We start from the raw sequence: 12,495 nt of genomic DNA on the forward strand, positions 1-12,495 counted from the left end.
GCCTAAAATTGCCGGTTCGCGCGTGCGAGCGCGCCCGCTCTCTCAGACACACAGCCATGCTGACATTCCAACAAATCATCCTCAAACTGCAGTCCTACTGGGCCGACCAGGGTTGCGCACTCTTGCAGCCCTATGACATGGAAGTGGGCGCCGGTACGTCGCATACAGCTACGTTTTTGAGAGCTCTGGGCCCGGAGCCCTGGAAGGCCGCCTACGTGCAGCCCAGCCGCCGCCCCAAGGACGGTCGCTATGGCGAGAACCCCAACCGCCTGCAGCATTACTACCAGTACCAGGTGGTGCTCAAGCCCGCGCCCGACAACATCCTGGAGCTGTACCTGGGCTCGCTCGAAGCCTTGGGCTTTGACCTCAAGAAGAACGACATCCGCTTCGTCGAGGACGACTGGGAGAACCCCACGCTGGGCGCCTGGGGCCTGGGCTGGGAGGTGTGGCTCAACGGCATGGAGGTGACGCAGTTCACCTATTTCCAGCAGGTCGGCGGCATCGACTGCAAGCCCGCCACGGGCGAGATCACTTACGGCCTGGAGCGCCTGGCCATGTACCTGCAGGGCGTGGACAACGTCTACAACCTGACCTGGACCGAGGGCCCGAATGGCGCGAAATTGACCTATGGCGACGTGTACCACCAGAACGAGGTGGAGCAGTCCACCTACAACTTCGAGCATTCCGACGCCGAGTTCCTCTTCACCGCCTTCGGCGCCCATGAAAAGCAGGCCAACCACCTGATGGGCGAGCAGCTCGCGCTGCCGGCCTACGAGCAGGTGCTCAAGGCGGCGCACACGTTCAACCTGCTGGATGCGCGCGGGGCGATCTCCGTGACCGAGCGCGCCGCTTACATCGGCCGCATCCGCAACCTGGCGCGCGCCGTGGCCAAGGCCTACCTGGACAGCCGTGCGCGCCTGGGCTTCCCCATGGCGCCCAAGGCGCATGCCGACGAGGTGCTGGCCGAACTGGCCAAGGCCGCGGAACAACAGAACAAGAAGGCCGCCTGAGCGCACGCGCCGCGCAGCGAGAAACACACCATGAATCACCAGAATCTTCTTGTCGAACTGTTTGTCGAAGAACTGCCCCCGAAGGCCCTGCAAAAGCTCGGCGATGCCTTTGCGGGCGTGCTGCTGGAGCAACTGCAGGCGCAAGGCCTGACCTCGGCACATTCGCAGCTCACCGCCTTTGCCTCGCCGCGCCGGCTGGCGGCGCACATCACCGAAGTGCTGCCCGCCGCGGCCGACAAGGCGGTGTCGCAAAAGCTCATGCCCGTGGCCGTGGGTCTGGATGCGAGCGGCCAGCCCACGCCGGCGCTGCTCAAGAAGCTGACCGCGCTGGGCGCCGACGCCGCCAGCGTGCCGCAGCTCAAGCGCGTGCACGACGGCAAGGCCGAGGTGCTGTTCTTTGAAAGCATGGCCAAGGGCGCGCTGCTGGCCGACGGCCTGCAGAAGGCGCTGGACGAAGCCATTGCCAAGCTGCCGATCCCGAAGGTGATGCGCTACCAGCTGCAGGACGGTTGGACCAGCGTGCATTTCGTGCGCCCGGCGCACGGCCTGGTGGCGCTCCACGGCACGCAGGTGCTCGTCGGCGTGCAGGCCCTGGGCCTGACGGCCGGCAACACCACGCACGGCCACCGCTTCGAGGCCTCCGTGGACCCGGTCGTGATCCAGAGCGCCGACAGCTACGCCGAGCAACTGCGCAGCGAAGGCGCGGTGATTGCTAGCTTTGCCGAGCGCCGCGCCGAGATCGCGCGCCAGCTGCAGGCGGCCGCCGACCGTGTAGGCGGTGGCGTGCGGCCGATCGAAGACGCCGCCCTGCTGGACGAAGTAACGGCGCTGGTCGAGCGCCCGAACGTGCTGGTCTGCGAATTCGAGAAGGAGTTCCTCGCCGTGCCGCAGGAGTGCCTGATCCTCACCATGAAGGCCAACCAGAAGTACTTCCCGCTGCTGGATGCCGAGGGCAAGCTCACCCACCAGTTCCTGGTGGTGAGCAACATCAGCCCGCAGGACGCCAGCGCCGTCATCCAGGGCAACGAGCGCGTGGTGCGCCCGCGCCTGGCGGACGCCAAGTTCTTCTTCGACCAGGACCGCAAGAAGACCCTGGTCAGCCGCGTGGAGCAACTGGCCAAGGTGGTCTACCACAACAAGCTGGGCACGCAGGGCGAACGCGTGGAGCGCGTGCGCCATATCGCCAAGGCCATCGCCACGCAGCTGTTCACGGCGCTTGCGCAAGGCAACGCGGCGCTGGACTCCCAGGAAGGCGAGATCGCCCAGGACTATCTGCTGACCTGCGTGGACAACGCCGCGCTGCTGGCCAAGACCGACCTGGTCACCGACATGGTGGGCGAGTTCCCCGAGCTGCAGGGCATCATGGGAGGCTACTACGCGGTGAGCGACGGCCTGCCCGACGAGGTGGCGCACGCCATCGAGGACCATTACAAGCCCCGCTTTGCCGGCGACGCGCTGCCGCGCGAGAACGTGGGCGTGGTCGTCGCGCTGGCCGACAAGCTGGAGACGCTGGTGGGCATGTTCGGCATCGGCAACCTGCCCACGGGCGACCGCGACCCGTTTGCGCTGCGCCGCCATGCGCTGGGCGTGATCCGCATGCTGGTCGAGAAGGAGTTGCCGCTGGATCTGGATGCGCTGCTGGCCAGCGCCGTGCCGGCTTTCGGCGACAAGATCGAGGACACCAGCGCCCAGTTGGCCGACTTCATCTACGACCGCCTGGCTGGCTCCCTGCGCGAGCAGGGATACAGCGCGCAGGAGGTGGACGCCGTCATCGCCCTGCGCCCGCAGCGCCTGGCCCTGGTGCCCCGCCAGTTGGAGGCCGTGCGTGCTTTCACCCAACTGGAAGAAGCGCCCGCGCTGGCCGCTGCCAACAAGCGCGTGACCAACATCCTGAAGAAGGCCGGCGAGGTGGATCCGCACGTGAATGAGGAACTGCTGCAGGAGCCCGCCGAGAAGGACCTGTACGCCGCGCTGCAGCGCTTCGTGCCCGAGGCCAACGCCCAGTTCGACAGCGGCGACTACACCGCCAGCCTGCAAACCCTGGCCGTGCTGCGCGCGCCCGTGGACGCGTTCTTCGACGACGTGATGGTCAATGCCGAGGAGCTGGCGTTGCGCCTGAACCGCCAGGGCCTGCTCAAGAAGCTGCACATGGCGATGAACCGCGTGGCCGACCTCTCGCGCCTGGCGGTGTGACCGTGCGCGGCTGTGGGGCCTGGACCGTTACGCCGGTGACGGCGGACGCGGGCGGCGCGGCAGCGTTGCTTTGATAATCGCGCCATGAAACTCGCCATCCTGGAACGAGACGGAACGCTCAACGCGCTGGGCGATGGCTTCATCGCCTCGCCCGACGAATGGGTGCCGGTGCCTGGCGCGCTGGAGGCCGTGGCGCGGCTGAACCACGCGGGCTGGCATGTGGTGGTGGCCACCAACCAGCCGGGCCTGGGCCGCGGCCTCTTCGATGCGCAGACCCTGGTGGCCATCCACGCGAAGATGCACCGGCAGCTGGCCACGCTGGGTGGGCGCATCGACGCGGTGTTCTACTGCCCCCACACCGAGAGCGAGCAATGCCACTGCCGCAAGCCCGCTCCGGGCCTGATGGAGCAGATCCGCGATCGCTACGGCGCGGAGGGGCAGGAAATTCTGGTGGCGGGCAGCAGTGCGGCCCACCTGCAGGCGGCGAGCGAGCTGGGCGCGCAACTGCACATGGTCTGCACCGGTCGCTCGGCCCACCTGGACCCGCGCCAGAGCCTGCCGCCCGGCTGGCCCGCCGGCACGCGCGCCCATGCCAGCCTGGGCGCGCTGGCGGATTTCATCGCCCCGCAGAACGGCGCCAGCCTGCCCGTGGCCCTGTGATGCGAAGACTATTGAATTGATAGCTGCTGGCGCTTACTGTATGGGCGCTAGAGGCCAAAAACACTGAAAACTGCTTCATGGCACTGATCCGCTCCATTCTTCATCTGCTGGTGATGGTCGTCACCGTAGTCCCCTACACCCTGGGCATCTTGCTGGTGCGTGTGCTGGGCGGCAGCCCGGCGGCGCGCTACCGCGTGGCGCGCGCCTGGCTGAAGCTGTGCATCGACTCGGCGCGCTGGCTGCTGGGCATCCGCACGCAGATCACCGGCATGGAGCACCTGCCCCAGGGCGAGCAGCAGGGCGCGGTGCTGCTGGTCAAGCACCAGTCCACCTACGAGACCTTCCTGATGCCGGCGATCATGCCGCACCCGCTGGCCTACGTGTTCAAGAAGGAACTGCTTTCCGTGCCGTTCTTCGGCTGGTCCATCGGCAGCCTGGACATGATCCACATCGACCGTGGCCAGCGCGCCCGCGCCTTTGCCAAGGTGCTGCAGCAGGGCCGCCGCCTGCTGTCCAAGGGCACCTGGGTCATCATGTTTCCCGAGGGCACGCGCGTCGAGCGCGGCGCCAAGGGCGACTACAAGAGCGGCGGCACGCGCCTGGCCATCGACGCCGGCGTGCCCGTGGTGCCGATCGCCGTGACCTCGGCCACGGTCTGGCCGCGCAAGGCCTTCATCAAGCGCCCGGGGGTGGTGCACGTGTCCGTCGGCCGGCCCATCCCCACCGAGGGGCGCAAGCCTGACGAGCTGATGCGCGAGGTCGAGGCCTGGATCGAGGGCGAGATGCGCCGCCTGGACCCCGACGCCTACCCCCCCGCCGCCGGCTGACATGCAGCGGCTGGTGCAGCTGGCGCTGGACTTCCTGGGCGGCGGGAGCAGCCCGGATTCCGGAGTGCCACAGCCAAAAAGGGCGATAGCGCCCGTCCAGCAAGCGCCAGAAGCTCCTTTATTAGTAGCGCCAGCGCCGCCGCTGGGCGATCTGCTCACGCCCGCCGTGTTCCGCCACCCGGCGGCCAGCCGCGAGGTGCTGCTGGGCGACGCGGTGGTGGCCTATGCGCTGCAGCGTGCGCGCCGGCGCTCCATCGGCTTCACCGTGGGGCCCGAAGGCCTGTCCGTGCGCGCGCCCTCCTGGGTCACGCTGGCGGGCGTGGATGCCGCGCTGCGCGACAAGGCGCCGTGGATCCTGCGCAAGCTTGGCGAGCAGCAGGCGCGCCGCCAGCAGGAAGAGCGCGCGCGCATCGTCTGGGGCGACGGCGCCGTGCTGCCCTACCTGGGCGAGCCGCTCACCGTGGTGCTGGACCCTACGCACGGCTTCGCCGCGCGCGGTGGAGCGCTCGAGGAGCAGGGCGGCGCAACCGGTCGCGCGCTGCGCATCGCCCTGGCGCGCAGCGCCGCGCCCGCCCAGGTGCGCGACGCGGTGCAGGCCTGGCTGATGCGCGATGCGCGCCGCTGCTTCACCGAGCGGCTGCACCACTTCGCGCCGCTGCTGGATGTGCGCTGGACGCGGCTGCGCCTGTCCAGCGCCAACACCCGCTGGGGCAGCGCGCGGGCCGACGGCTCCATCCGGCTGAACTGGCGGCTCATGCACTACCGCCCGGCCATCATCGACTACGTGGTCGCGCACGAGCTGTCGCACCTGCGCGTGATGGACCACAGCCCGCGCTTCTGGGACACCGTGGCCACCGTGGTGCCCGACTACGCCGCGCTGCGCCGCAGCCTGCGCGAGCAGCCCGCGCCGCCCTGGGACTGATGGGCGCGCGGCGGCCATGGTCTGCCAGAATGGCCGCCATGAACACGCCCACGCCCGACCTCCACGCTTCTGAGCAACCCCTGCCCGCCGAGGGCTACGCCGGCGACGTGAGCCCGCCGCTGGCGTGGCAATGGGTGCGCGCCGGCCAGGCGGTGCTGGTGGACGTGCGCACCGATGCCGAGCGCGACTGGGTGGGCTTCGTGCCCGGCGCCGTGGCCGCGGCCTGGAAGCAATGGCCCGGCATGCAGCCCAATGCCGATTTTGACGCGCAGTTGCGCGCGGCAGTGCCGCCCGGCGGCACGGCGGTGCTGTTGTGCCGCAGCGGCGTGCGCTCGGTGGCCGCGGCGCGGCGCGCGACCGAGCTGGGCATCACGGCCTACAACATCCTGGAAGGCTTCGAGGGCGAGCCGGACGAGAACGGCCAGCGCAACCGGCGCAGCGGCTGGCGCTTTCGCGGCCTGCCGTGGCGGCAGGGCTGAGCGGGTTGCTGGAGTTTTTTGCTCTCAAAAAAATAGCTGCCAGCGCTTGATGTGCAAGCGCTGGCAGCCGTTTTGGCTTGAGATTGCCGGGGCTTACTTGGCCAGCGGTGGAATGCGCAGCTTCTGGCCGGGGTAGATCTTGTCGGGGTGGGTCAGCATGGGCTTGTTGGCCTCGAAGATCACCGGGTACTTGTTGGCGTCGCCATAGAACTTCTTGGCGATGGCGCTCAGCGTGTCGCCGCGCACCACGTCGTGGTACTGCGCTTCGGGCTCGGGGTTGGTCACGCTCATCTGGTTGTCCACGCTGGTCACGCTGGCCACGTTGCCGCAGCAGAGGGTGACTTTTTCCTTGGCCGCTTGCGTAGGTGCGGTGCCCTTCACCGTCACCTTGCCCTCGGGGCCTTCGAACTGGACCTGCACGTCGCTCACGCCCAGGTTCTGCGACGCGATGTAGGCCTCGATGGCCTTGCCCGCCTTGTCGTTGAGCTCGGCCTGCGTGGGCGCGGCGGCTGTGGAAGCCTGCGCGTCCTTGCCGCCAAACAGCTTCTCGCCGGCTTCCTTGATGAAACTGAAAAGACCCATGGCTTTCTCTCCTTCTGGGGGTTGCAGAAACGGTCGGGACCACTATAGCCGTACTGTCCGGCACCGCCATGTCGGAAAAACGCCCGCGCCGGCGGCAGCGCGTGCATTTGCGGCGCTCTGCGGGAGGCAAAGGCAAAAAACGGATAATCCGCGCCATGACTTTCCTGGCCATCGACGTGGGCAACACCCGTCTCAAGTGGGCGTTGTTCGACGCAGCGCAGCCCGGTGCCGGCCTGCTGGCCCATGGCGCTGAATTCCTGGACCATATCGAACGCCTGGCCGAGGGCCCGTGGTCCCACCTGCCCGCGCCCCGGCATATGCTGGGCTGCGTGGTGGCGGGCGACGCGGTCAAGCGCCGCGTGGCCGAGCAGATGGAGCTGTGGGACGTGCCCGCGCGCTGGGTGGTGCCGTCGGCGCAGGAAGCCGGCGTCATCAACGGCTACGACCATCCCACCCGCCTGGGCGCGGACCGCTGGGTGGCCATGATCGGTGCGCGCCACCGCCTGCTGGCCCAGGGGCCCGCGCGGCCGCTGATCGTGGTGATGGTGGGCACCGCCGTGACGGTGGAGGCCCTGGACGCGGAGGGGCGCTTCCTGGGCGGCCTGATCCTGCCCGGCCACGGCATCATGCTGCGCGCGCTGGAGTCCGGCACCGCGGGGCTGCACGTGCCCACGGGCGAGGTGCGCCTGTTCCCATCCAACACCAGCGATGCGCTGACCAGCGGCGGCACCTATGCCATTGCCGGCGCGGTGGAGCGCATGTACCAGCACCTGCGGCAGCACTGCGGGCAGGAACCCGCCTGCATGATGACCGGTGGCGCGGGCTGGAAGATGGCGCCAAGCATGACGCGCCCGTTCGAGTTGGTGGAAAACCTGATCTTTGACGGCCTGCTGGAGATCGCGGCGCGCCGGTTTGCCGAGCTGCCGGCCTGACACGGCCCGCCAGCGCGGGTGTTAAGTGGCCTGGTCGTAGGCCCCGACCAGCCGCGCCAGGTGCGCACGCTGGGTGGGCTCCAGGTAGGGCATGAGCAGCCCCAGCACATGCCGCGCGCCGTGCAGCAGCGCAGCCTGCGCGCTCTCGGGTTCCAGTGCCTGGCGCGGGGCGCGCACATACTCGAAGCTGAGCCAGTAGGTCAGCACCACCACCATGCTGGTCGCGGTAGGCTGCATGGCGTCCGCCGGTTCCATCTGCAAGGCGCCACGGCGCCGCAGTGCCTGCAGCAGATCGTGCATGGCGGCAGTCTTGGCCTGTAGCAGCACGGGGAACTGCTCTTCCAGCCGGCGGTTGCACGACAGCAGGTTGTTCAGGTCGCGGTAGAAGAAGCGGTACTGCCAGATCAACTCGAACAGCGTGTGCATGAAGAACCACGCGTCCTCCACGTCCTGCACGTCCGCACCCGCGTGCAGCAGGCCGCTCAGCGCCTCGTCGTAGCGCGCGAAGAGCGCGTTGACGATCTCGTCCTTGGCAGGGTAGTGGTAATAGAGGTTGCCAGCGCTGATGTGCAGGTCCGCGGCGATGGCCGTGGTGGAGACGTTGGGCTCGCCAAAGCGGTTGAACAGCGCCAGGCTGGACTCCAGGATGCGCTCGGCGGTGCGGCGGGGAGCTTTCTTCGCCATGGGCTGTCTCCTCCCATCGGGGGCGTTGTCGTGCTCCGGAAATCTACTCCAGTCGCCCGCGGGTGCACAGCCGGGTTGATGCGGAGGGTCGTTCAACCCTCGTGGGTGGATGGGCGCGACGGCGGCGGCGCTGTTGTCACGCCGTCGCGGTCGGCTTGGCGCTCCTGCAACGCTTGCAATTCCTGCGTGAGGGCGTCGATGCGCTCGTGCAGGGCTTGCACTTCCTGCGCGGTGGGTACGCCGAGGCGCTGCAGGGCTTTGGACACGCGCTCCTCGAAGATGCCCTCCAGCCGGTCCCACTGGCCGGCGGCGCGCTCGCCCAGTCCCGAGGCCATCTGCCCCATGCGCTGCGCGGCCTCGCCCCAATGCTCCTGGGCGGTGTCCTGGGTTTTGCGCTGCAGTGCCATGCCCTCGCGCACCAGGGCCTCAAAGACCTTGCCGCCCTCGGCCTGGGCCTTGGCAAAGGCGCCCAGGCCAGCCAGCCAGATTTGCTGTGCGGACTCCCGGGCCATGCGTGGGAATTCGCGCGCGGGGTCGGTGTCGTCGTCGGGAGGAACGTGGGGCATAGGAGACTCCTTGTGCATTGGCCTGAATGGTGATTGTGGGCGCCCTCCAGCGTGCGCATGTAGGTGCAGCGCCCTAAATCCCGTCACGGGAGTTTGTTACAGGCATGTGCATGCCGATGGGATAATCCAAGGCTTTGTCCCCGCAGGCAGTCCGGTCTGCAGACGGTTCTGGCGAAGGATTTCCACCCATGATTCTGGTAACAGGCGGCGCAGGCTTCATTGGCGCCAACTTCGTGCTCGACTGGATAGCCAACGGCGACGAGCCCGTGGTCAACCTCGACAAGCTCACCTACGCTGGCAACCTGCACAACCTCGATAGCGTGCAGGGCAACCCCCGCCACATCTTTGTGCAGGGCGACATTGGCGACACCGCCTTGCTCGAACGCCTGCTGGCCGAGCACCAGCCACGCGCCGTGATCAACTTCGCCGCCGAATCCCACGTAGACCGCTCCATCCACGGCCCCGAGGACTTCATCCAGACCAACGTCGTCGGCACCTTCAGGCTTTTGGAGGCCGCCAGGCACTACTGGCAAGCGCTGCCAGCTACACAAAAAGAAGCATTCCGCTTCCTGCACGTGAGCACCGACGAAGTCTATGGCAGTCTGGCGCCGGCTGCTGCGGCCTTCACCGAAGAGCACAACTACGAGCCCAACAGCCCGTACTCCGCCAGCAAGGCGGCCAGTGACCACTTGGTACGCGCCTGGCACCACACCTACGGCCTGCCGGTACTCACCACCAACTGCAGCAACAACTACGGCCCGCTGCACTTTCCGGAAAAGCTCATCCCGCTGATGATCGTCAACGCCCTGGCAGGCAAGAGCCTGCCCGTGTATGGCGACGGCATGCAGATCCGGGACTGGCTGTACGTCAAGGACCATTGCAGCGCCATCCGGCGCGTGCTGCAGGCGGGCCGGCTGGGCGAGACCTACAACGTAGGCGGCTGGAACGAAAAGCCCAACATCGACATCGTCAACACCGTGTGCGCCCTGCTGGACGAGTTGCGCCCGCGCAGCGACGGCCAGAGCTACACGACGCAGATCACCTACGTGACCGACCGCCCTGGCCACGACCGGCGCTACGCCATCGACGCGCGCAAGCTCGAGCGCGAACTGGGCTGGAAGCCCGCGGAAACCTTTGAGACCGGCATCCGCAAGACCGTGCAGTGGTACCTGGACCACCCCGAATGGGTGGCCCAGGTGCAAAGCGGTGCCTACCGCGAGTGGGTGCAAAAGCAATACGAAGGCGCTGCGGCATGAACATCCTCTTGCTGGGCAAGAGCGGCCAGGTGGGCTGGGAACTGCAGCGCAGCCTGGCCGTGCTGGGCCGGGTCACCGCGCTGGACCACGACAGCACCGAGCACTGCGGCGACTTTGCCAACCCGGAAGGCGTGCGCGAGACCGTGCGCGCCCTGCGGCCTGACGTCATCGTCAACGCCGCCGCCCACACTGCCGTGGACAAGGCCGAGAGCGAACCCGAGATTGCCCGGCTGCTCAATGCCACCACGCCCGGCGTGCTGGCAGAAGAAGCTGCGCGCCTGGGTGCCTGGCTGGTTCACTACAGCACCGACTACGTGTTCGACGGCAGCGGCACGCGGCCTTGGGTGGAAACCGATGCGCCGGCTCCGCTGTCAGTCTATGGCGCCACCAAGCTGGAGGGCGAACAGCACATCCAGCAGACAGGGTGCCGCCACCTCATCCTGCGCACCAGCTGGGTCTATGCCGCACGCGGCGGCAACTTTGCCAAGACCATGCTGCGCCTCGCGCAGGAGCGTGAACGCCTGACCGTCATCGACGACCAATGGGGCGCCCCCACCGGCGCCGACCTGCTGGCCGACGTGACCGCCCACGCCATCCGCCAGCTGCAACGCCGCCCCGAGGACGGTGGCCTGTACCACTGCGTGGCGGCGGGCGAGACCACCTGGCATGCGTATGCCAAATACGTGCTGGAGCACGCCGCGCAAGTCCAGGCAGCTATCGAAATCAAAGCGAAAGAGATCGCGCCCGTGCCCACCAGCGCCTTCCCCACGCCGGCCGCGCGCCCCCACAATTCGCGCCTGGACACCGCCCGGCTGCGCGACACCTTCGGCCTCACCCTGCCGTCCTGGCAGCAGGGCGTGGCGCGCATGCTGACCGAAATCTTGTGAAACGCCCCATGACGACACGCAAAGGCATCATCCTCGCCGGCGGCTCCGGCACCCGTCTGCACCCGGCCACGCTGGCCATCAGCAAGCAACTGCTGCCGGTGTACGACAAGCCCATGATCTACTACCCGCTCAGCACGCTGATGCTGGCGGGCATCCGCGACATCCTCATCATCAGCACGCCGCAGGACACCCCGCGGTTCGAGCAACTGCTGGGTGACGGCAGCCAATGGGGCCTCAACCTGCAATATGCCGTGCAGCCCAGCCCCGACGGCCTGGCCCAGGCCTTCCTGATCGGCGAGCGGTTCCTGAATGGCGCGCCCAGCGCCCTGGTGCTGGGCGACAACATTTTTTACGGCCACGACTTCCATGAGCTGCTGGCCAATGCCAACGCCCGCACCGAGGGCGCCAGCGTCTTTGCCTACCACGTGCACGACCCCGAGCGCTACGGCGTGGCCGAGTTCGACGCCCAGGGCAGGGTGCTGTCGCTCGAAGAAAAGCCGCAGGCCCCCAAGTCCAACTACGCCGTCACCGGCCTGTACTTCTACGACGCGCAGGTGGTGGAGCTGGCCAAGGGCCTCCAGCCCTCGCCGCGCGGCGAGCTGGAGATCACCGACCTGAACCGGCTGTACCTCGAACAAGGCCTGTTGCAGGTGGAAATCATGGGCCGCGGCTATGCCTGGCTGGACACCGGCACGCATGAAAGCCTGCTCGAGGCGGGTCAGTTCATCGCCACGCTTGAGAATCGGCAAGGATTGAAAATCGCCTGCCCCGAGGAAATCGCGTGGCGCCATCGGTGGGTCGATGCCGCGCAACTGGAGCGCTTGGCACAGCCATTGACCAAGAATGGTTATGGGAAGTATCTGATGCGCATTTTGAACGAAAAAATCTATTGAGCTCCCTATGCAAGCTACCCGCCTCGCCATTCCTGATGTCGTGCTGATCGAGCCTAAAGTGTTCGGCGACGCACGCGGATTTTTTTTCGAGAGCTTCAACCAGCGCGCCTTCAACGAGGTCACGGGTACCAACCATCATTTTGTGCAAGACAATCACAGCCGCAGCACGAAAGGGGTGCTGCGTGGCCTGCATTATCAAATTCAACAACCCCAAGGCAAGCTGGTGCGCGTGGTGCAGGGGGCGGTGTTCGACGTTGCCGTGGACATTCGAAAATCTTCTGCGACATTCGGCCAATGGGTCGGTGTCGAGTTGAGTGCCGAGAACCACCGCCAGCTCTGGGTGCCGCCCGGTTTTGCCCACGGTTTCGTGGTGCTCAGTGATACGGCCGACTTCTTGTACAAAACCACCGATTACTATGCGCCCCAGTACGAGCGCTGCATCGCGTGGAACGATCCAACATTGGCCATCGCTTGGCCTGATCTGGGAATGCGTCCCACATTGTCCGCAAAGGACGGTGCGGGCAAACTGCTGCAGCAGGCAGAGTTGCCCGCGTGAATCGGGCTGCGGTCTGTATCGCCGGCGGTTCGGCCGGTGGCAGGGTTG

At 67.2% G+C, this 12,495-nt stretch carries 14 protein-coding genes; 11 read left to right on the forward strand and 3 right to left on the reverse strand.

Translation table 11 applies throughout. From position 1 onward, the window contains the following. The first annotated feature begins 56 nt into the window (after positions 1-56). The 6 genes from glyQ (at position 57) to K2L43_RS02875 (ending at position 6,091) form a co-directional block, all read left to right on the forward strand. The gene (glyQ, locus tag K2L43_RS02850; protein WP_011803986.1) at positions 57-1,010 is read left to right on the forward strand and encodes a glycine--tRNA ligase subunit alpha; all 954 of its coding nucleotides are present in this window, start codon (positions 57-59) and stop codon (positions 1,008-1,010) included. 30 nt (positions 1,011-1,040) lie between these two features. Further along, positions 1,041-3,203, forward strand: a complete 2,163-nt coding sequence (gene glyS, locus K2L43_RS02855) for a glycine--tRNA ligase subunit beta (RefSeq protein ID WP_103738548.1) — start codon at positions 1,041-1,043, stop codon at positions 3,201-3,203. Positions 3,204-3,287: 84 nt separating this feature from the next. Then, complete coding sequence (gmhB, locus tag K2L43_RS02860) at positions 3,288-3,863, forward strand: D-glycero-beta-D-manno-heptose 1,7-bisphosphate 7-phosphatase (RefSeq protein WP_220638470.1); 576 nt, start codon at positions 3,288-3,290, stop codon at positions 3,861-3,863. 77 nt (positions 3,864-3,940) lie between these two features. Beyond that, positions 3,941-4,690 carry a 1-acyl-sn-glycerol-3-phosphate acyltransferase gene (locus K2L43_RS02865; protein ID WP_220638471.1) on the forward strand — a complete coding sequence of 250 codons (750 nt, stop codon included), beginning with the start codon at positions 3,941-3,943 and terminating at the stop codon, positions 4,688-4,690. A 1-nt stretch (position 4,691) separates the two neighbouring features. Then, on the forward strand, positions 4,692-5,612 hold the full coding sequence (locus tag K2L43_RS02870) for a M48 family metallopeptidase (protein ID WP_088887696.1): 921 nt from the start codon (positions 4,692-4,694) through the stop codon (positions 5,610-5,612). Between the two features lie 29 nt (positions 5,613-5,641). Next, positions 5,642-6,091 (forward strand): rhodanese-like domain-containing protein, encoded by a 450-nt coding sequence (locus K2L43_RS02875; RefSeq protein ID WP_370567729.1) that lies wholly within the window; start codon positions 5,642-5,644, stop codon positions 6,089-6,091. A 93-nt stretch (positions 6,092-6,184) separates the two neighbouring features. Here the strand turns inward: K2L43_RS02875 and lysM are convergent, their stop codons facing one another. Beyond that, the gene (lysM, locus tag K2L43_RS02880) at positions 6,185-6,673 is read right to left on the reverse strand and encodes a peptidoglycan-binding protein LysM (RefSeq protein ID WP_172205784.1); all 489 of its coding nucleotides are present in this window, start codon (positions 6,671-6,673) and stop codon (positions 6,185-6,187) included. Positions 6,674-6,828: 155 nt separating this feature from the next. Here lysM and K2L43_RS02885 point away from each other — a divergent pair, with 155 nt between their 5' ends. After that, entirely contained in the window at positions 6,829-7,605 is a 777-nt protein-coding gene (locus tag K2L43_RS02885; RefSeq protein ID WP_011803993.1) for a type III pantothenate kinase, read from the forward strand. A 21-nt stretch (positions 7,606-7,626) separates the two neighbouring features. Here the strand turns inward: K2L43_RS02885 and K2L43_RS02890 are convergent, their stop codons facing one another. Together K2L43_RS02890 and K2L43_RS02895 are read right to left on the reverse strand one after the other, a co-directional pair. After that, the gene (locus K2L43_RS02890) at positions 7,627-8,289 is read right to left on the reverse strand and encodes a TetR/AcrR family transcriptional regulator (protein WP_123674922.1); all 663 of its coding nucleotides are present in this window, start codon (positions 8,287-8,289) and stop codon (positions 7,627-7,629) included. A gap of 92 nt (positions 8,290-8,381) precedes the next feature. Then, positions 8,382-8,855: a phasin family protein gene (locus K2L43_RS02895; RefSeq protein ID WP_123674923.1), complete on the reverse strand. Its 474-nt coding sequence runs from the start codon at positions 8,853-8,855 to the stop codon at positions 8,382-8,384. Positions 8,856-9,043: 188 nt separating this feature from the next. On the opposite strand from K2L43_RS02895, the gene rfbB reads away from it, so the two are divergent. From rfbB to rfbC, 4 genes are read left to right on the forward strand one after another with little or no spacing between them, the layout of a single operon-like run. Then, on the forward strand, positions 9,044-10,111 hold the full coding sequence (gene rfbB, locus K2L43_RS02900) for a dTDP-glucose 4,6-dehydratase (RefSeq protein WP_220638472.1): 1,068 nt from the start codon (positions 9,044-9,046) through the stop codon (positions 10,109-10,111). Then, a complete protein-coding gene (gene rfbD / locus K2L43_RS02905) occupies positions 10,108-10,998 on the forward strand; it encodes a dTDP-4-dehydrorhamnose reductase (protein ID WP_220638473.1) in 891 nt (296 codons plus the stop codon). Before rfbB ends, rfbD begins: the two co-directional genes overlap by 4 nt. Before the next feature lie 8 nt (positions 10,999-11,006). Further along, on the forward strand, positions 11,007-11,891 hold the full coding sequence (gene rfbA, locus K2L43_RS02910; protein ID WP_011803998.1) for a glucose-1-phosphate thymidylyltransferase RfbA: 885 nt from the start codon (positions 11,007-11,009) through the stop codon (positions 11,889-11,891). A 7-nt stretch (positions 11,892-11,898) separates the two neighbouring features. Further along, positions 11,899-12,447 (forward strand): dTDP-4-dehydrorhamnose 3,5-epimerase, encoded by a 549-nt coding sequence (gene rfbC / locus K2L43_RS02915; protein WP_011803999.1) that lies wholly within the window; start codon positions 11,899-11,901, stop codon positions 12,445-12,447. The last annotated feature ends 48 nt before the right edge of the window (positions 12,448-12,495 follow it).

The sequence above is a fragment of the Diaphorobacter sp. MNS-0 genome (assembly GCF_019602835.1).
GTDB lineage: Bacteria > Pseudomonadota > Gammaproteobacteria > Burkholderiales > Burkholderiaceae_C > Diaphorobacter > Diaphorobacter nitroreducens.